This is a genomic window from Streptosporangium amethystogenes subsp. fukuiense, assembly GCF_042665875.1.
Taxonomy (GTDB): domain Bacteria; phylum Actinomycetota; class Actinomycetes; order Streptosporangiales; family Streptosporangiaceae; genus Streptosporangium; species Streptosporangium fukuiense.
Genome location: NZ_JBHTEE010000001.1, coordinates 427,073 through 445,979, shown reverse-complemented (window position 1 = coordinate 445,979; position 18,907 = coordinate 427,073). Strand labels below are relative to the sequence as shown.

The following is an 18,907-nucleotide window of genomic DNA, read 5'->3' as shown; positions in this document are numbered from 1 at the left end:
ACCCTAGGCAATCTCGGGGCGGGCGGATAACAGCAACATCTGCCCGCCGGCGCGGCCCTTCGTTGTCAGTGCTGCCGCCCTGGCGCACGAGACCGGCCGGGTCAGCCGGGCGCGGGGCTGCCGGCTCGCAGGGACGCGCCCACGTCGTGCAGGTGACGCAGCGCCTGCGCGTACGAGCTGACGATCCCGGTCTCCAGGTAGTCGACGCCCAGCTCCTGGCAGTAGGCCTGGACGATCGGCTGGGCGCGGCGCAGGTTGGGCATCGGCATGCTGGGGAAGAGGTGGTGCTCGATCTGGTAGTTGAGCCCGCCGAGCACGGTGTCGAGGACCCTGCCGCCGCGCACGTTGCGCGAGGTCAGCACCTGGCGCCGGAGAAAGTCGAGCTTCTCGGAGCCCCTGAGCATCGGCATCCCCTTGTGGTTGGGCGCGAAGGTGCAGCCGAGGTAGACGCCGAAGATCGCCTGGTGCAGCAGCAGGAAGGCCACGGCCTTGCCCGGCGACAGCACGGTGAACAGCGCCCCCAGGTACAGGGCGGCGTGCACGGCCAGCAGCGACGCCTCCGCGGCCCGGTTCCTGGTCGTCGGGCGCGTCAGGGCCCGGACACTGGACACGTGGAGGTTGAACCCCTCCAGCGTGAGCAGCGGGAAGAACAGGAACGCCTGCCGGCGGCCCAGGAGCCTGGGCAGTCCCCTGCTCTCGGCGGCCTGCTCGTGCGACCAGATCAGGAAGTCGGGGGCGACGTCGGGGTCGTGGTCCTCGTGGTTGGGGTTGGCGTGGTGGCGGGTGTGCTTGTCCATCCACCAGCCGTAGCTCATGCCGATGGCGAGGTTTCCCGCCACCAGCCCGGCGAGCTCACTGGAGCGGCGTGAACGGAAGACCTGGCGGTGTGCCAGGTCGTGGGCGACCAGGCCGATCTGCGCGAACACCACCGCGAGGAAGGCGGCGACCAGCAGCTGGTACCACGAGTCGCCGACGGCGAAGAAGACGGCCCAGCCGCCGACGAAGGACGCCGCCACCAGGCCGAGCCGTGCGGCGTAGTGACCGGGGCGCCGGTCCAGCAGCCCCGCCTGGGTGATCCGGCGCGACAGGCGGGCGAAATCACTGCCCCGTTCCGCGCTTTCAGGGGGGATGGGGGGATCCGCGTCGTCGATCGCGGTGGAGTTGGTCACGGTTCTCCTCAGATGGGCCGGATCACTCGACATGACAACGTCAGCCGGCGACGCCACATATCCACGTCAACCGAACATCACGCCTTTCCCAGGATTGCGCGGCTGCCGTGATCGCAAACCCCCGCTTCCACCCCTAATCGTGGTAGTGCTGACCCTACCCCGCCGAATACCGCGATCACCGGAGTACAAGAACATAGCCACTCGGATCATCCTCGCGAGGCATGATCGATCAGACTCCCGGCTGCTGGCAGGATGGTCGCCCATGGCATCGGGGACGTACTGGACGACAAGAGCGGTGGCGGCGGCGACGGCCCTGGCGGTGAGCGCCGGGTGCGCCACAGGCCCGGACGGCGGGGCCGACGAGGGTGCCGCCCCCGCGCCGGGCGCCTCCTCCGGTGCGGGGAAGGCCCCCGCCGGCGGGAACGGCCGGGCCGCGAGGACACCGGCAGGGCCACCGGGCGCGATGCCCAGGCCCGGCGAGGTGGGCGTGATCCCCCGCCCCGATGACGGCCTGCCTCCGGTGATCAGCTCCATTCCCACCAGGCGGAAAGTCGTCTTCCTGACCATCGACGACGGCTGGGAGCAGGATCCCGGCTTCGTGGCACAGGTCCGTGACCAGCGGATCCCCGTGGCGGCCTTCGTCACCCGCGACGCCGTGGAGGCCAGGGGCGCGACCGATCCGACCGCCCAGGGCGGCAGATTCCTGGGCGCGGGCAAGTGGAGGTACGTACGCGACCTGCGTGACGCGGGGGCGACGATCGAGAACCACACACTGACGCACCCGAACCTGCCCGCACTCGGCTACGAGGGACAGAAGGCCGAGATCTGCGGCACCTCCACACTGATCCGCAGGCACACCGGCACCGCACCCACCCTGTTCCGCCCCCCGTTCGGCAACCACAACACCCTGACCCGCAGGGCCGCCAAGGCCTGTGGCATCGACGCGCTCCTGCTCTGGACCGCGACCGTGCAGCCCGGCGGGAAGATCGCCTACCAGGTGCCCGACAAGAAGCTCCGCCCCGGCGATGTGCTGCTGCTGCACTTCCGTCCGAACCTCGCCCGTGACTTCGAGATCCTGGTCGCCAAGATCAGGCGCCGGGGGTTCGAACTCGGCAACCTCGACGCGTACCTGAAGGCGGCGACCTCGAAGGCGGCGACCCGCTAGCCCCGGCCGGGCACCTCGACCGGCTTTCCGGCCGCCGTCCCGCCGCGGCCGTCACCGAATCCGGGGGGCACGGGCGCGCCCGTTTCACACGGCGAGGGCCGTGAATCCGGCGCGCGAGACTCGCGATGTCGCCCGCGCGACGTACCTCGAAATCACTCCGTAGGTGGATGCCCCGGGGGCGCCACCCGCCCCACCATGAAGTCACGCCTCCGGGGGGATGGCGGGCAGCGGGGATACGTCCCATGTGACGGGACATGCGTGGAGGTATTCCCCACGGCCGGAGGAGAGCCGGCGTCGCGAGCCGAAGGACGGTCTCGGTCCGGCTGAGAAGTGCGGTCTCGCACCGGACCATGTGACAAAGATCGCACCAGCTCGCGGCGCCCCTCCCACCTTTTGCTCTACAGCTTGTAGTACTACTAGAGATAGAACTACAAGCCGTAGAGCAACAGCCCGCGAGGGGAACGCGAAGGAAAGATGGACGCACTAGACCTGGCCCGGTGGCAGTTCGGGGTGACCACCGTGTACCACTTTCTGTTCGTGCCCCTGACCATCGGCCTCGGCGTCTTCGTGGCCGGCCTGCAGACCGCGTGGCACCGCACGGGCAAGGAGCACTACCTGCGGCTGACGAAGTTCTTCGGGAAGATCTTCCTGATCAACTTCGCGATGGGCGTGGTGACCGGCATCGTGCAGGAGTTCCAGTTCGGCATGAACTGGAGCGAGTACTCGATCTTCGTCGGCGACGTCTTCGGCGCCCCGCTGGCGCTGGAGGCACTGCTCGCGTTCTTCCTGGAGTCCACCTTCATCGGCCTGTGGATCTTCGGCTGGGACAAGCTCCCCAAACGCATCCACCTGGCCACCATCTGGATCGCGGTCATCGGCTCCACCGTGTCCGCCTACTTCATCCTCGCCGCCAACGCCTGGATGAAGCACCCTGTCGGCTATGAGGTGATCGACGGCAAGGCCCGGATGACCGACCTGTGGGCGGTGCTCACCAACTCCGCCGCCCTCGCGCAGGTGCCCCACGTGGTGGGGGCGGCCTTCGTGGTCGGAGGCGGTTTCGTGCTGGCGATCTGCGGCTACCAGGTCCTGAAGGAGCGGCGCGCCGCCACGGCGCGGCGGAACACCCCGAGCATCTGGCGGACCCCGATCCGAGCCGCGCTGGCCATGACGGCGATCGCCGGCGCGGTGGTCGCGGTCAGCGGGGACATGTCCGCCAAGCTGCTGTACGAGCAGCAGCCGATGAAGCTGGCCGCCGCCGAGGGGCTCACCCACGACACGGCCGGCGCGGCGTTCTCCCCGGTGCCGGGCGTGGAGATCCCCAAACTGCTCAGCTTCCTGTCCACCAACGACCCGAACGCGGTCGTCCAGGGCACGGCGGACATACAGACCCGGTTCACCGAGCAGTTCGGCCCGGCCGACTACCTGCCCAACCTGCCGGTGGTCTTCTGGTCCTTCCGCGTGATGATCGTCTTCGGGATGGCCACGGTGGGCCTGTCGGTTCTCGGTCTCTGGCTGACCCGAAGGCGCCGCGGCGGCGGCCGCCCGCAGCAGGAGCTCCCGACCTGGTTCGCCAGGGCCGCCCTGCTGGCGCTGCCGCTGCCGACCATCGCGATGATCTCGGGCTGGCTGCTCTCCGAGATCGGCCGCCAGCCGTGGACCGTCCAGGGTGAGCTGCTCACGGCCGCGAGCGTCTCGCCGGGCGTCAGCCTGACCGAGGTGGCCATCTCACTTGCGGTCTTCACCCTGGTCTACGGCGTGTTCGCGGTGGCCGAGGCCGTACTGATCATCCGCCACGTCAAGGCGGGCCCCCAGCCCGCCGCTCCCGCCGTGCCCCTCATCCCGCCCTCTCGCGACGACCAGACCGCGGACGTCCGGCTCCAGCCGACGCTGATGTACTGAAAGCGACGATCATGGAACTCACCACCTTCTGGTTCGTACTCATCGCGTTCCTGTGGATCGGCTACTTCGTGCTGGAGGGCTTCGACTTCGGCGTGGGCATGCTGGCACCGGCACTGGCCAGGAACGAGGCCGAGCGCAAGCAGGTCCTGGGCACGATCGGCCCGGTCTGGGACGGCAACGAGGTCTGGCTGATCACCGCGGTCGGCGCCATGTTCGCCGCCTTCCCCGCCTGGTACGCCGGGCTGCTCAGCGAGTTCTACCTGCCGATCACGCTGATCCTCGTCGGGTTGATCGTGCGCGGCGTCGGCCTGGAGTGGCGCGGCAAGGTCCAGCACGCCTCCGACCGCGTCTGGTGCGATCTGGGCGTGCTGGTCGGCAGCGCGCTGCCCGCGTTCCTGTGGGGCGCCGTCTTCGCCGATCTGCTGCGGAACAGCGCGGTGGCCGCGCTGGTCGGCGGGGCGCTCTCCCTCTCGCTGTGCGTGCTGCACGGAGCGGTGTTCGTCGCGCTCAAGACCTCGGGGCCGGTGCGCTCCCGTGCCCGGCACGCCGCGATGATCGCCGCCGCGGTGGCGCTGCCCACCGCGGTGGTGGCACTGCCGAACATCCCCGTCACCGAGGCGGTGGCCGCCGGCTGGTCGGCGGCTCCGTGGCTCTGGGCGGGCGCGCTCGCCTCGATGGCGGCTCTGGCCGCGGGGATCGCGCTGACCTGGCGCGGCCGGGACGGCTGGGCGTTCGCCGCCACCGCCTCGTCCATCGCACTGGGCGGCGCCGCCCTGTTCGGCGCCCTGTGGCCCGCCCCGCTCCCCGGCCTCACCGTCGCCGAGGCCGCCTCCGGCCCGTACACGCTGGGCATGCTCACCTGGATCGGCCTGATCGCGCTGCCGTTCGTACTCGGCTACCAGGCGTGGTCGTACTGGGTCTTCCGCAAGCGCCTGGTCGCCGAGGTGTCCTGAGACACCCCGGCCCGCCTCTCACGGGTCGGGCCTCCCGCTTCACCACCGGTCGCCGGTCGCCGGGAGAGCCCCGTCGCGGGGCGTTCAGTGCAGGCCCAGCCTGGCGAGCGGCTCGACCAGTTCCCTCTCCTCGTACGACAGGTGGGACAGGAGCGTGTCGGTGAGCAGGTCCATGGCCGCCCGCAGTTCCCTGTGGCCGTCCGGCCGGCCGACGAAGGCGACCAGTGCCCGGTCGACGCCTTCGAGGACCTCGTGGATGGCGTGGTGCTCCTGCTGGAGGCGGTCGACGACGGGCGCGAGCCTGGGGTCCGAACGGCGCAGATGCGGGAAGAGGCTCTGGTCCTCCAGGGTGTGATGGGTCGTGACGAGGCGGCAGTAGGACTCGCAGTACGTGCCGACGGTCCAGTTGTTCTGGCGCATCGTCATCGTGTTGATGTGCGAGCGCGCGGCGCCGGGGTCCATGGCACCGGTGGTGACCTGGTCGACGAGCCCGCGGATCTCGGTGAGCTCCTTGCGAAGGTGATCGTGGATGTCGACGAGGTGCTGTCCGGCCGCCCGCTGCCGAGAGGTGTAGACGCGGTCCGGGTCGGGATCGGGCCCGGTCGGGCGGGTGCTCTCGTCCCAGACCTGGACGTCGGCGAGCCGTACGCCGTCGTCCGGGGTGGGGGTGACTCCCAGGGCGGGCACCACTCCCCTGACCTGGGCGGGCGGGATGACGGCCGCCGACGTACCGCGTACCTCGGCGGCGGACGGCCCCGAACCGCCGCGCTCGGCCGCGACCAGTTCGCGGACGCCGGGAACGACCTCGGCGGCGAAACGCCGGATGTCGTCGGGGTCGTCACTGGCCAGGATGTAGGCGCTCATCCCCTGGGTGAGGGTGAGCTCGGCGAGCTGCTCGGCCCAGACCTCCGCCGGCCCCCGCAGGAAGTCGCGTCCCGAGCGGGTGAAGGCGCCGGAGATGTTGTACAGGCGCCGGACGTCACCGGGTGAGCGTCCCGCACCGGTCGCGGCCTCGTCGACGGCGGCGTTCATCGCCGGGAGCGCGTCCGGGGCGGCGTAGGCGCTGCTGGGCAGCCAGCCGTCCGCGAGCCGCCCGGTCAGGCCGAGCATCCGCCTCTTGTAGGCCCCCAGCCAGATGCCGACGTCGTGGGCGGGCGCCGGACCCGGGTGTGCTCCCCAGACGCGGTGGTACCGGCCGTCGAGGCGGACCGACCCGCCACCGGTCGCCCAGACGGCCCGGATGACCTCGATGCCCTCCGCCAGGGCGTCGACCCCCTGGGCGGCGTTCAGCCGGGGGCCGCCGACGGCGGCGATGGCCTCCCAGAAGGCACCCGCCCCGAGCCCGAGCTCGACCCGGCCGCCGCTCAGGATGTCCAGGGTCGCGACGCTGCGGGCCAGCACCGCCGGCGGGCGGAGCGGCAGGTTCGCCACGTTCGGCGACACCCGCACCGTCGAGGTGCTCGCCGCGATGACCGACAGCAGCGTCCAGGTGTCGAGGAACCGCGCCTGGTACGGATGGTCCTGCACGGTCACCAGATCCAGGCCGACCTGCTCGGTGAGCCGGGCGAGCGCGACGACCCGCTGAGCCTGCTCGGCGACCGGCGTCAGGAAGGTTCCGAACAGCAGCTCGTGCCCGTAGTCGGCCATGTCTCTCCTTGGAATGTCATGTCAGATGCTCGGCACTTATGGCATGACAGATCGTATTTAAAGCAGATAGATTGTCAAACAGAAGGTCTTTTTCACCTTTAGTACTGATAATCTGGCGGCATGCCCGCACCCCAACGTCCCGGCACGGAGACCTCGGACGCCCTGGACAGCGACCTGGGCTGGACCCTCGGGGTGGTCTTCCGCGCCTACATCAGGACGGTGGACGCGCTGTTCGGCCACCTGCCCGGCGGGCCCAGGGGCTACCAGGTGCTCGCCGCGGCCGCCCAGGAACTCCCCGGCGGCCAGGGAGCGCTGGCGCAACGCCTGGGCATCGACAAGACGGTCATGACCTACCTGCTGGACGACCTGGAGCAGGCCGGCCTGGTCGAACGCCGCCCGGACCCCGCCGACCGGCGCAACAAGCGCGTCGTCGCCACCGAGCACGGCAGGGCGACCTGGGCCGACGCGCAGACCCGGCTCGAACACGCCGAGGACCACGTCCTGGCCCCGCTGGAGGAGGCGGACCGCTCGGTCTTCCGCGAGCTGCTCAGGAGGCTTGCCGTCCAGGCCGACAGCCTGGACCCGGTGCACGACACCTGCCGGCTCGTCACCGAACTGGCCCCCGACGCCGCCCCTCCCAAACCACGCCGCTCCGCCCGCCGCTGACCGCCCGCCGACCGCCCGGTGTTCGCCTGCGTGCTGCCCGAGGGCCGGCACACCGACTTCCTGGACCGCCGGCGGGCCCGGCCGGGGACTTCGCCCGCTGCGTGACCCGGCCTATGAGGGCGGCGAAGAGGATTGGACTCTCCCACCGTGGGAGAGTCCAGCATGATGGCGTGCAAGACGAACTTCTCAGCATCGGGCGCTTCGCCCGCCCGGCCGGTCATCCCCGTCCAGGAGAGCATGGCATGACCACGGTCACAGACATGGATACCCGCGGTATGCGGCACTGCGAAACGACAGCTCTGGGAGCGCTGCTGCGGCACGAAGGACTCGATCTGTCCGAGCCCATGCTCTTCGGCCTCGGCTCCGGCCTGTCCTTCGTCTACTGGGACAGCAAGAGCATGGGCTTCCCCTTCCTCGGGGGACGGGTCAAGCCTTTCGAGCTCACCAGAAACCTGGCCGCCGGACTCGGGCTGGAACTCCTGGTCCAGGAGACCACCTCCCCCCGCAGGGCATGGCAGAACGTGGTGGCCCCGATCGACGCCGGCCACCCCGTCGGACTGCAGCTCGACAGCTACCACCTGGACTACTTCGGGTCGAAGGTGCACTTCGGCGGTCATGTCGTCGCCATGTACGGCTACGACGACCACGACGCCTACCTGGTGGACACCGACCAGCAAGGCGGAGCGGTATCCACCAGCCTGACCAGCCTCGCCCAGGCCAGGGCCGCGCGCGGCCCGATGACCGCCAGGCACCGGTCCTTCACCCTCACCGCTCCGAGGAACCCGCCCTCCCCACAGGGTCAGATCATCCCCGCCATCACCGCCTGCGCCGACGCCTTCCTCAACCCGCCCATCGCCAACCTGGGTCACCGTGGCATCGAGAAGGCCGGGAGGCTGGTACGCACCTGGCACCAACGCACCGACAACCCGAGGCGGGACCTGCCGCAGGCCGCCCTCCTGATGGAGAAGGCCGGCACCGGCGGCGCCCTGTTCCGTAATCTCTACCGCGACTTCCTCGCCGAATGCATCCAACTGCTCGACAGCGGTCACCTGCGCACCGGTCACACGCTGTACACCGAGGCGGCCACCCTGTGGACGGAAGCCGCAGCACTGATCGCAGAAGCCGGTGAATCAGACGACGCGCGGTATCTCGTACAGGCGGGCACCGTCCTCTGCGATCTCTCACGTATAGAGCGCGAGGCCATGCAGGCACTGAGCCGCCTGGGGAGTGAGAGCCCAGGCGCGATCCAGCCCTGACAGCCTTCGAAAACCAATTCGGGAAGGGGGCCATATCGGCCTCGATGGTCCGATCGCACATGCCGGGACGACCGTCGGGCCCACCTGGTCCGCCCTACCCGGCGTCGCTCCCGGGCCGGAGGGACGCAGGGACGGAATCCACGCCGAAAGTGCCTATCCTGGGGCATGATCGAGTCGGGCAGCCCCGCGGTCGCCATCCGCCGCGCCGCGCCGATCTCAAGATCACAAGACGCCGGGAGGCACACGTGTCGGAACCGCGCCCGTTGCGCCCCGGCGAACCGGCTCGGCTGGGGAAGTACCGGCTGCTCGGATGCCTGGGGAAGGGCGGCCAGGGATCCGTGTACCTCGGTGAGTCCCCTTCGGGGACACGGGTCGCCGTCAAGGTCCTGCACGGCCACGTCGCCGGTGACCCGAAGACCCACAAACGGTTCCTCCGCGAGGTGGAAGCGGCCCGCCAGGTGCCCCACTTCTGCACGGCACGCATCCTGGACGTCGGTACGGCCGACGATCAGCCGTACGTGGTGAGCGAGTTCATCGAAGGGGAGTCGCTGGAGCAGCGGGTCGGCTCACGCGGGCCGCTCGACCCGCATGACCTGGCACGGCTCGCGGTCGGTACGGCCACCGCGCTGGCGGCGATCCACCACGCGGGGATCGTCCACCGCGATTTCAAACCCGCCAACGTGCTGCTCGGTCCGGACGGGCCACGGGTGGTCGACTTCGGCATCGCGCGCAGCACGAACCTGGCCACCACGTCCGTCAGCCTGATCGGCACCCCGCCGTACATGTCGCCCGAGCAGCTCTCCGGGGATTCGGTGGGCCCGCCCTCCGACATGTTCAGCTGGGCCGGCACCATCCTGTTCGCCGGGACGGGCAGGACCCCGTTCGGCCATGATGTCGCCCTCGCGGCCCTGGTGTACCGGATCCTCCACCAGGAGTGCGACCTCACCGGCCTGCCGGACGGCCTGCGGCAGATCTCCGGCCGGTGCCTGGCCAAGGCGGCCGAGCACCGACCCACGGCCGAGGAGGTCCTGCTTGGTCTCATCACCGGCGACGGGGCGGCGGCCCCCACCGGTGACCTGCTGACGACGGCCATGAGGCGGATGGCGCAGCCGTCTCCACCGACCCCGGCCCCCTCTCCGGACCTGCCGCTCACCCGGGAGCGACCCGGCTCGGCACCGCCGGCCGGCGGCCCGCCTCGGACGACACTCCCCACCGGCCCCTCCGGCGGGCCGACGGCGTCCCCCTCCCGTGGGCTGCCCCGCCGGAGCTTCCTGATCGGCGGAGGAGCCGCGCTGGCCACCTGCGCGGCGGCGGGGGCCGCGGTGCTGGTTCCCCGCTACCTGAGGGCGGCGGCCGGTTCGACCACGACTTCGCCCGGGGCGAGCCCGAAGGCCGCGATCATCCCACCGTCGTCCTCGGCCACCCCGACGACCTCGCCCACGAACGGGCCGACGGCCTCCCCGAGCCCGTCCGGGCTGATCCCGCCCGGCCCGGACAGGCCGCTGGTGCTCGAGAACGGCAACACGGTGCAGGGCCTCGCGGTCTCCGCCGACGGCCGCCTGGTGGCCGCCGGGTGCTGGGACGGCAAGGTCCGCCTGTGGGAGGTCCCCACCGGGAAGATGGTCGCGGAACTCGACGACCGCACGTCCTACGTCGAGGGCGTGGCGCTGAGCCCGGACGGCCGGACCCTGATCAGTGTCGGCGGGGTGACCGACACCGAGACGCACGTGTGGGACGTCGCGTCCAGGCGTCGCGTGTCGAAGTCCGTGATCGGCTCCGTCTTCGTGGGGTTCAGCCCGGACGGTGAGCAGTTCGTCACCGGCAGCGGGTACGAGTGGGTCCGGCTCTGGCGAACCTCCGACCGCAAGCAGTCGGGCGCCTCCATGCGCCACACCGAACTGGTCAGGAACGCGGCGTTCAGCCCCGACGGGCGCCTGCTGGCCACCGCCGGGTGGGACGACACCGTACGGCTGTGGCGCACCTCCGGCTCCAGAGCGGCCGGCGGACCGTTGACCGGGCACAGGGACGATGTCAACGCCGTCGTGTTCCTCGACGGCGAGACCCTGGCGAGCGCGGGGTACGACAAGGTGGTGCGGGTCTGGGACGTGGCATCCCGCAAACCGAAGGGAACGACGTTCAAGGGGGCCGGTTCGACGATCAACAGCATGGCGTGCAGCCCCGACGGGACCGTTCTCGCCGCCGGAACCGACCGGGACGGCGTCCTGCTGTGGGACGTCGCCACCCGGCGGCGGCTCCGGCAACCCCTGGAGACCGGCCAGGTCCACACCGTGACCTTCAGCGCCAACGGGTCCGTCCTGGCGGTGGCCACCGGTAACGACGTGCTGCTGTACGACGTCGGCGGCCTGCGTACCGCCTGAGAGGGGACGACGCTGAGAGCTCACCCATCGTGGATCCGGTCCTCGACGATCCCGGTGCCGGTTGTGGTGTGGGCGGCAGTCTCGTGGAACGGCCGGAGGACAGGATCCCGAGGGCCGCAGGCGATCCGATTCCTTCCGGTGGTGGTGGTGGTCGTCCTATCGTCGTCAACATGTGTTGGCGCAGGGGGCGGTAGTCGTGGTCGAGGAGCAAGATGGTGGCGGTTCGGCGGAGGACGCGGCCATGGTGGGCGCCGCGTCGGCCGGCGACAAGGGGGCGTTCGGAGCGCTCGTCGAGCCTTTGCGGTGGGAGTTGCGAGTGCACTGCTACCGGATGCTGGGCTCCTACGACGACGCGGAGGACATCGTTCAGGAGACGTTCCTGCGGGCATGGCGCCGCCGGGAGACCTATGAGGGGCGGTCGACGTTCCGGGCCTGGCTGTACAGGATCGCGACGAACGCGTGCCTGGACCTGATCGACCGGAACAAGCGGCGGGCCGCGCCGTACCGGGTTCCACCGCTGGTGGAGTCGGGTACGCCGGTGCAGCCGCCCGCTGATGTGTCGTGGTTGCAGCCGGTCCCGGATCGGCTGCTGGAGCCGGCCGTCGACGGGGCCGAAGGACCGGAGGCGGTGGCGGTCGCGCGGGAGACGATCGAGCTCGCCTTCCTGGTGGCGATCCAGCATCTCCCCGCCCGGCAGCGAGCCGTGTTGATCACCAGGGATGTGCTGGGCTGGCCCGCCACCGAGACGGCCGCGCTGCTGGACACCAGCGTGGCGTCGGTGAAGAGCACGTTGCAGCGGGCGCGAGCGACACTGAGACAGCACCTGCCCCAGCGGCGCGAGGACTGGGCGCCTTCGGCCGAGCCGAGTACGGACGAGCGCGCGCTGTTGCGACGTTACGTCCAGGCGCATCAGCAGGCCGACCTGGACATGCTCACCGGGTTGCTCGCCGAGGACGTACGGATGACGATGCCGCCACACCCGGCGTGGCTGGTCGGGCGGGACGCGCTGCTGACCCTCACCGGACAGGTCTTCGACTCCGGCTCGGAGTGGTATCACGGGCGCTGGCACTGCGTGGTCACCGGCGCGAATCTCCAACCCGCGGTCGCGCACTATGCCGAACACTCCCGCGCACCCGAGACCAAGGACCTGACCGGGCGGTTCCGCGGCCAGGTGCTGGATGTGCTGCGGATCGACGGCGGCCGGATCACCGCGATCACGTCGTTCGCACCACGCCACTTCGCCGCGTTCGGCCTGCCCCTGGTCCTGCCGTGAACGTGGGATTCCAGCGGCGCGAGGTGCCCCTGGCCGGTGAGGTCCGCGGCTACGACGCGGCCGCGTGGAATTCCTGCACGGCTGAGCCGGGCACCGATTCCTTTTCCGGCGCTGTGCCGTCATACAGCTAAACCCGGCAGCAGCATCGAAGCGTACGAGAGAGGACCCCATGTCGAACAGGCAGGACACCGCGCTGGCCGAACTCGACCGGCTCGTCGGCACCTGGAAGGTGAGCGGCGAGGCCACCGGCCAGGTCACCTACTCCTGGCTGGCAGGCCGTCACTTCCTCAAGCAGGAGGTCGACCTTCGGCAGGCCGGCCAGCACATCACCGGCATCGAGATCATCGGCCGGGAAAGGCCGTTCGGCGCCGAGGAACCCAGCGAGGACATCACCTCCCGGTTCTACGGCAGCCAGGGCGAGACCCTCGACTACGTCTACGAGCTCAACGGCGACACGCTCACCATCTGGAGCGGCGGGAAAGGCTCACCCGCCTACTACCGCGCCCGGTTCAGCCCCGACGGCGACACCCTGTCCGGGGACTGGGTCTGGCCCGGCGGCGGCTACCACGCCGAACAGACCCGCGTCCACTGACCGCAGCCGCGCCCCGCTGTCCTTCACGTCGGGGACCGGCGTCGGAGGTCGGGGAGGGGCGGGGCGGGAAGATCAGGCGGTTGCCGGAGAGGGTGGGCAGGGCGAAGGCGACGACGCGCTCGTCGCGCGGCCCTGCGGGGGCCGATCACCCGAAAGGTCAGGTTCCGGCTGTGGACCGCCCGGGGGCCGCGCGGCGCAGGTCGAACAGCTCCGAGGGCGAGATCGGCATCTTGTCGATCCTGATCCCCTCCGCGTCCTCGATCGCCGAGGCGATCACCGCCGAGACCGGGATGACCCCCGCCTCCCCCGCCCCCTTGATGCCCAGGGGGTTGAGCGGTGACGGGGTCTCCAGGTGAGCGGTCTCGACGAGGGGCACCTCGGTGGCGTACGGCATCAGGAAGTCCATGAACGAGGCGTTCAGCAGCTGGCCGTGGCCGTCGTAGACCATCTTCTCGTACAGCGCGCCGCCGACGCCCTGGGCGACCCCGCCGTGGATCTGCCCCTCGACGATCATCGGATTGATCAGGTTGCCGCAGTCGTGCACGACCGCGTAGCGCAGGATGCGGATCTCGGCGGTCAGCGGGTCGGTCTCCACGATCGCCGCGTGCATGCCGGAGGCGAAGGTCGAGCGGATCGGCGAGTAGTAGTCGCGCCCCTCAAGGCCCGGCTCCTCCCCCTCGGCCACCGGCGGCCGGTCGAAGGACGAGGCGCCCGCGAACTGGGTCGCCCTGGCCGCCTCGGCGTCGAAGGCGTAGCGCAGCGGGTTGGACAGCACCGCCACCGTCGCCAGCGGGATCGCGCTGCCGGGGGCGCCGACCACCCGCACCTCCCCGTCGACGATCTCCAGGTCGCGGGGGTCGGCCTCCAGCGCCTCGGCGGCGATCCGCAGCGCCTTCTCCCTGACCTTCCTGCAGGCCAGGGCGATCGCGTTGCCGCTCATCACCGCGGCCCGCGAGGCGAAGGTGCCGACCGCGTAGCCGAACCTGCGGGTGTCGCCGGTGACCACCGAGACCCGTTCCAGCGGTACGCCCAGCTCGGCCGCGGCGATCTGGGCGAACACCGTCTCGTGGCCCTGGCCCTGGGAGGTGAGCCCGGTGGAGACGTGCACCCGGCCGTCGGAGGTGACCTGGACGTGCCCGCCCTCGTATGGGCCGACGCCGGTGCCCTCGACGTAGCAGCCGATCCCGATCCCGATCGCGCGTCCCTCGGCGGCGGCGCGGGCCTTCAGCCCGGGGAAGTCGTCCCAGCCGATCAGCTCCTTGAGCAGCCGCAGCGACTCGGGGTAGTCACCGCTGTCGTAGATCAGCGGCCGGCCGTCCTGGAAGATCAGCCCCTGGTCGTAGGGGAACTCGTCGGGCTGGATGAAGTTGGCCGCGCGCACCGCGGCGCGGTCGGCCCCCAGGTGCTCGGCGATGTGGTCCATGGTCCGCTCCATGCAGAAGACCGCCTGCGGGCGGCCCGCCCCCCGGTACGGGGTGACCTGCACGGTGTTGGTGTAGATCGAGGAGAACTCGACCCGGTAGGCGCCGATCCGGTACGGGCCGAGAAGCTGGGTGGAGGTGATGATCGGCACGATGATCCCGTACGGCGTGTAGGCGCCGTGGTCGTGCAGGATCTCGACGTCCAGGCCCAGAATCCTGCCCTCGTCGTCGAAACCGACCCGGACCGACTGCACCTGGGCGCGCTCGTGCGCGGAGGAGACGAAGTGCTCGCGCCGGTCCTCGGTCCACTTGACCTCCTGGCCGAGCGTGATCGCCGCCCACGGGACCAGGATCTCCTCCGGCCACGGGTGCACGATCTTCACCCCGAAACCGCCGCCCACATCCGGGGCGACCACCTCGACCTTCGGCAGCGGCAGGCCGAGCTTGGCCGCGATGGCCATCCGGACGCTGGTGGAGGTCTGGGTGCTGGAGTGGACGCGCAGCGAGCGGTCGTCGGCGTCCCAGCGGGCGTGCACGCCGCGCCCCTCCAGCGGCATGGACGCGCTGCGCTCGATGTCGAGCCGGAAGGCCAGCGTGTGCGGCGCGGCGTCGATGGCCTCGCGCGCGCCGAGCCCGGCGGCCGAAGGCACCTCCTGGACCAGGTGCGCGCCGACGTTGCCCGGCACGTCGGCGTGCACGAGCTGGGCGGACTGCGCGGCCTCCTCCACCCCGACCACCGGCTTGAGGATCTCGTAGTCGACCTCGATGAGCGCGCAGGCGTCCTCGGCGAGGTAGCGGTCGCGGGCGACGACCATCACCACGGGCTCGCCGACGTGCCTGACGATCTCGCGGGCCAGCGGGTACGCGGTGCGGCCGTGGGTCAGCGCCGGATGCGGGATGAGCAGCGGCAGCGGCTCGGCGAGCGCGCCCGGCAGGTCCTCCCAGGTGTAGATCGCCACCAGCCCGTCGACCTCGATGGCGGCCGAGACGTCGATGTCGCGGATCCGGGCGTGGGCGTGCGGGGAGCGGACGAACGCCGCCTGCAGCGCCCCCGGCGCCAGGTCGTCGAGGTAGAGGCCGCGCCCGGTCAGCAACCGGGGGTCCTCGCGCCGTTGGACCGGCTCGCCGAACAGTTTCGTGGTCATGATCGCCTCACCGGGACGTGTCTCCTGCCTCGCCCGCCCGCGGATCCTCCGGGACCGCCCGGGAATCTCCCGCGCCCGCTCAAGGTTCCTCCGCCATGATCTCGGCCGCGCGGTGGACGGACTTGACGATGTTCTGGTAGCCCGTGCACCGGCACAGGTTGCCGGAGATGCCCTCCAGTACCTCCTCGTCGCTCGGCGCCGGATTGTCCCGCAGCAGCGCGGTCACCGTGCACAGGAAGCCAGGCGTGCAGAAGCCGCACTGCAGGCCGTGGCACTCGGCGAAGGCCCGCTGCACCGGCGAGAGCGTGCCGTCCCGGTCGGCGAGCCCCTCCACCGTGGTGATGTCGCGCCCGTCCACGGTGACCGCGAACGTCAGGCAGGAGCGGACCGGCTCGCCGTCCAGCAGCACCGTGCAGCATCCGCAGACCCCGTGCTCGCATCCGACGTGCGTGCCGGTCAGGCCGAGGTCGTGCCGCAGGCAGTCGGACAGCAGCCGCCGCGCCGGGACCGAGGCCTGCCTGACCACCCCGTTGACGGTCAGCGTGATCTCATGCACCTACGGCCTCCCTGGCGGCGTCACGGAGTGCCTGCTCGGTGAGCACTCCGGCGAGATGCCGCCGGTAGGCGGCGGTCGCGTGGATGTCTGCCTCCGGCTCGATCCGGTCCTGCACGGCGCGGGCCGCCGAGGCCCAGTCCGCCGAGTCCGGCGGCCGGTGGCCGACGGCCGCGGTGACGTCGACGAGCACCGGGACGGGGCCGAGGCTCACGCAGGCCACCGTGGCCGAGGTGATCCTCAGATCGTCGTCCAGTGCGACCAGTGCCGCGATCCCGGCCAGGGCGTAGTCGCCGTGCCGCCGGGCGACCTCACGGAACGCGGTGCCCGAGCGCGGGGGCGGGGCGGGGAAGAACGCGGAGACGGCCAGTTCCCCCGGATTCATCGCCGACTCCAGGGGGCCGGTGAAGAAGTCCTCGGCCGCCACGTCCCTGACGGCGTCCGGCCGGGCCAGCCGTACCGATCCCTTGAGCAGGGCGAGGACGGCCGGCAGTTCGGCGGCGGGGTCGGCGTGGGCCAGGCTGCCGACCACGGTGCCCCGGTTGCGGATCACCGGGTGGGCCACCAGCCGGAGCGCCTGGCGCAGCAGCGGCTGCGCCGCGGCGACCTCCTCGGAGCGTTCCACCTGGGCGTGCCTGGCCAGGGCGCCGACCCTGACACCGCCCGGCTCGACATCGACGGTCGCCAGTTCGGCCAGCCGGTTGATGTCTACCAGGTGCGCGGGGGCGACCAGCCGCATGTTCAGCAGCGGGATCAGGCTCTGCCCCCCGGCGAGCACCTTGCCGTGCTCCCCGGCCCCGGCGAGGGCGTCGAGCGCCTCGCCGAGGGAACGGGGGGCGTGGTATTCGAAGGGGGGTGGTTTCACCCGGTGACCTCTCGTTGCGGCTCGGACACCTCTGCCGGACCGGCGCCGCCCCGTCCGGAGATGACCCGGAGCAGGTGGTAACCCACCACCACCACGATGGTGCCGAGGGCGATGCCCTCCAGCGTGAAGTCCGAGCTGATCATATGCTTGACCGGGCCGATCGCGAGGATGATTCCCGCCCCGATCGGGACGAGGTTGACGGGGTCCGCGAAGTCGACCCGGTTCTCGATCCAGATCTTCGCGCCGAGCAGGCCGATCATGCCGTACAGGATGACGGTGATGCCGCCGAGCACACCGCCCGGCGTGGCCGCGACCAGCGCGCCGAACTTCGGGCAGAGGCCGAACAGGATCGCGATGACGGCGGCGATGTAGTAGGCGGCCGTGGAGTAGACGCGGGTGGCGGCCATCACGCCGATGTTCTCGGCGTAGGTGGTGGTCGGGGAGCCGCCGAAGGTGCTGGCCACGACCGTGGCGGCGCCGTCTGCGATGACCGCCCGGCCCATGTACGGGTCGACGTCGGTCCTGGTCATCTCGCCGACGGCCTTGACGTGGCCGACGTTCTCGGCGACCAGCGCGATCACGGCGGGCAGCACCAGCAGCACGGCGGAGAACTTGAAGTCGGGGAAGTGCATGCTCGGCAGGCCGATCCAGTCGGCCGCCGCCACGTCTTTGAAGCTCACCCTGGGGTGCGTGTCGACCGCGCCGGTGACCGCGTTGAAGGCGGTGATGTTGCCGAATACCTTGTCGGCCGCCCAGGAGAGGACGAAGCCGATGATCAGGCCGAGCAGGATGCCGATCCTGCCGATGAAGCCCTTGAAGAGCACGATGGCGACGAAGGTGACGATCATCGTGATCAGCGCCATCCACTGGTCCTGCGGCCAGTAGACGTCGGCGACGACGGGCGCCAGGCCGAAGCCGATCAGCATGACGACGGCGCCGGTGACGACCGGCGGGAAGACCCGGTTGATGACCTGCACGCCGAGGAAGTGGACGGCCACGCCTACGAGCGCGAGTACCAGTCCGGCGACGAGGATGGCGCCGGTGACGATGGCGTCGGCGGCGGGTGTGTCGTCACCGCCCACGAGTGCCCGGATGGCGAGCACGCCGCCCACGAACGAGGCGCTGGTCCCGAGGTAGCTGGGGACCTTTCCCTTCACGATGAGCAGGAACATGATCGTTCCGACGCCGGAGAACATGATGGCGACATTGGGATCGAGTCCCATCAGCAGGGGGAAGACGAACGTGGCGCCGAACATCGCCACGACGTGCTGCGCCCCGAACCCGAGCATCCGCGGCCAGGACAGCCGCTCGTCGGGTCTGACCACCTCTCCCGGGGCGAGTGTCCGGCCGTCGCCGTGTTTCGTCCAACCTGCAACCATCGAGCCCCACCTTTCACCGGGCCGTCGGTCGGTGGCCACCCCGCGGGCATCCCTCCGGCGAGTCCCTTACTACCGTTGCGGGCACATTAGGACCGAGTCCATGCGCGGACATCGTCATGATCTGCCAAATCTAAACGGCCGACCGGTGAATGCCTCGCGCACCACCAGCGAGAACGCCCGGTGAAGGGCACGGGAGACGGCGAAAGATATAGGTATGTGACATAACCGGCAGCGCGGGCGGCCCTTCGCAGCCCGGAAGGACGGCCGCAGGCAGGCGGACGGAGTGTCGCGGAGCCGGGCGAGGCCGCTGCCGGGATCAGGCTCCGGCGGCGACCACCCGAATTTCGAAGCCGTCGCCGGTCACCACCTGGCCGTTGCGGATCTTGCAGGTCTTGCGCAGTTCGACCTCCCCGTCCACCAGCACGTTGCCGTCGGCGATGAAGTGCTTGGCCTGGCCGCCCGTCTCGGTGACACCGCAGTACTTGAGCAGGTCACAGAGCGGGATGTAGTCGGTCTCCAGCTCGAAGGTCTCGTTCACGCCGAACA

The 18,907-nt window shown here is 70.7% G+C and carries 15 protein-coding genes; 8 read left to right on the top strand and 7 right to left on the bottom strand.

The genetic code is table 11. The features are described 5' to 3' along the window. Positions 1-101: 101 nt before the first annotated feature. On the bottom strand, positions 102-1,169 hold the full coding sequence (locus tag ACFQVD_RS01995) for a fatty acid desaturase family protein (protein ID WP_386274231.1): 1,068 nt from the start codon (positions 1,167-1,169) through the stop codon (positions 102-104). 262 nt (positions 1,170-1,431) lie between these two features. Here ACFQVD_RS01995 and ACFQVD_RS01990 point away from each other — a divergent pair, with 262 nt between their 5' ends. From ACFQVD_RS01990 to cydB, 3 genes are all read left to right on the top strand, one after another. Next, complete coding sequence (locus tag ACFQVD_RS01990) at positions 1,432-2,334, top strand: polysaccharide deacetylase family protein (RefSeq protein ID WP_343967378.1); 903 nt, start codon at positions 1,432-1,434, stop codon at positions 2,332-2,334. Positions 2,335-2,808: 474 nt separating this feature from the next. Beyond that, positions 2,809-4,233: a cytochrome ubiquinol oxidase subunit I gene (locus ACFQVD_RS01985; RefSeq protein WP_343967381.1), complete on the top strand. Its 1,425-nt coding sequence runs from the start codon at positions 2,809-2,811 to the stop codon at positions 4,231-4,233. Positions 4,234-4,244: 11 nt separating this feature from the next. After that, a complete protein-coding gene (gene cydB, locus ACFQVD_RS01980) occupies positions 4,245-5,186 on the top strand; it encodes a cytochrome d ubiquinol oxidase subunit II (RefSeq protein WP_343967383.1) in 942 nt (313 codons plus the stop codon). A gap of 84 nt (positions 5,187-5,270) precedes the next feature. Here cydB and ACFQVD_RS01975 read toward each other — a convergent pair whose 3' ends face one another. After that, complete coding sequence (locus tag ACFQVD_RS01975) at positions 5,271-6,833, bottom strand: LLM class flavin-dependent oxidoreductase (RefSeq protein ID WP_386274228.1); 1,563 nt, start codon at positions 6,831-6,833, stop codon at positions 5,271-5,273. Positions 6,834-6,953: 120 nt separating this feature from the next. Between ACFQVD_RS01975 and ACFQVD_RS01970 the strand changes: the two genes are divergently transcribed. From ACFQVD_RS01970 to ACFQVD_RS01950, 5 genes are all read left to right on the top strand, one after another. Then, a complete protein-coding gene (locus ACFQVD_RS01970; protein ID WP_343967387.1) occupies positions 6,954-7,499 on the top strand; it encodes a MarR family winged helix-turn-helix transcriptional regulator in 546 nt (181 codons plus the stop codon). Between the two features lie 242 nt (positions 7,500-7,741). Beyond that, positions 7,742-8,755 (top strand): BtrH N-terminal domain-containing protein, encoded by a 1,014-nt coding sequence (locus tag ACFQVD_RS01965; RefSeq protein WP_343967389.1) that lies wholly within the window; start codon positions 7,742-7,744, stop codon positions 8,753-8,755. A 245-nt stretch (positions 8,756-9,000) separates the two neighbouring features. Further along, positions 9,001-11,133 (top strand): protein kinase domain-containing protein, encoded by a 2,133-nt coding sequence (locus ACFQVD_RS01960; protein ID WP_343967391.1) that lies wholly within the window; start codon positions 9,001-9,003, stop codon positions 11,131-11,133. A 196-nt stretch (positions 11,134-11,329) separates the two neighbouring features. Beyond that, entirely contained in the window at positions 11,330-12,406 is a 1,077-nt protein-coding gene (locus ACFQVD_RS01955; protein ID WP_343967393.1) for a sigma-70 family RNA polymerase sigma factor, read from the top strand. 169 nt (positions 12,407-12,575) lie between these two features. After that, the gene (locus ACFQVD_RS01950) at positions 12,576-12,998 is read left to right on the top strand and encodes a hypothetical protein (protein ID WP_343967396.1); all 423 of its coding nucleotides are present in this window, start codon (positions 12,576-12,578) and stop codon (positions 12,996-12,998) included. Between the two features lie 157 nt (positions 12,999-13,155). On the opposite strand, the gene cutA is transcribed toward ACFQVD_RS01950, so the two are convergent. The 5 genes from cutA to ACFQVD_RS01925 form a co-directional block, all read right to left on the bottom strand. After that, entirely contained in the window at positions 13,156-15,564 is a 2,409-nt protein-coding gene (cutA, locus tag ACFQVD_RS01945; RefSeq protein WP_343967398.1) for an aerobic carbon-monoxide dehydrogenase large subunit, read from the bottom strand. 79 nt (positions 15,565-15,643) lie between these two features. After that, positions 15,644-16,120 carry a (2Fe-2S)-binding protein gene (locus tag ACFQVD_RS01940; RefSeq protein ID WP_343967400.1) on the bottom strand — a complete coding sequence of 159 codons (477 nt, stop codon included), beginning with the start codon at positions 16,118-16,120 and terminating at the stop codon, positions 15,644-15,646. Next, positions 16,113-16,982: an FAD binding domain-containing protein gene (locus ACFQVD_RS01935; RefSeq protein ID WP_343967402.1), complete on the bottom strand. Its 870-nt coding sequence runs from the start codon at positions 16,980-16,982 to the stop codon at positions 16,113-16,115. Before ACFQVD_RS01935 ends, ACFQVD_RS01940 begins: the two co-directional genes overlap by 8 nt. Beyond that, complete coding sequence (locus ACFQVD_RS01930; RefSeq protein ID WP_343967404.1) at positions 16,979-18,361, bottom strand: uracil-xanthine permease family protein; 1,383 nt, start codon at positions 18,359-18,361, stop codon at positions 16,979-16,981. Before ACFQVD_RS01930 ends, ACFQVD_RS01935 begins: the two co-directional genes overlap by 4 nt. 316 nt (positions 18,362-18,677) lie before the next feature. Next, positions 18,678-18,899, bottom strand: a complete 222-nt coding sequence (locus tag ACFQVD_RS01925; RefSeq protein WP_343967406.1) for an RNA-binding S4 domain-containing protein — start codon at positions 18,897-18,899, stop codon at positions 18,678-18,680. Positions 18,900-18,907: the final 8 nt, after the last annotated feature.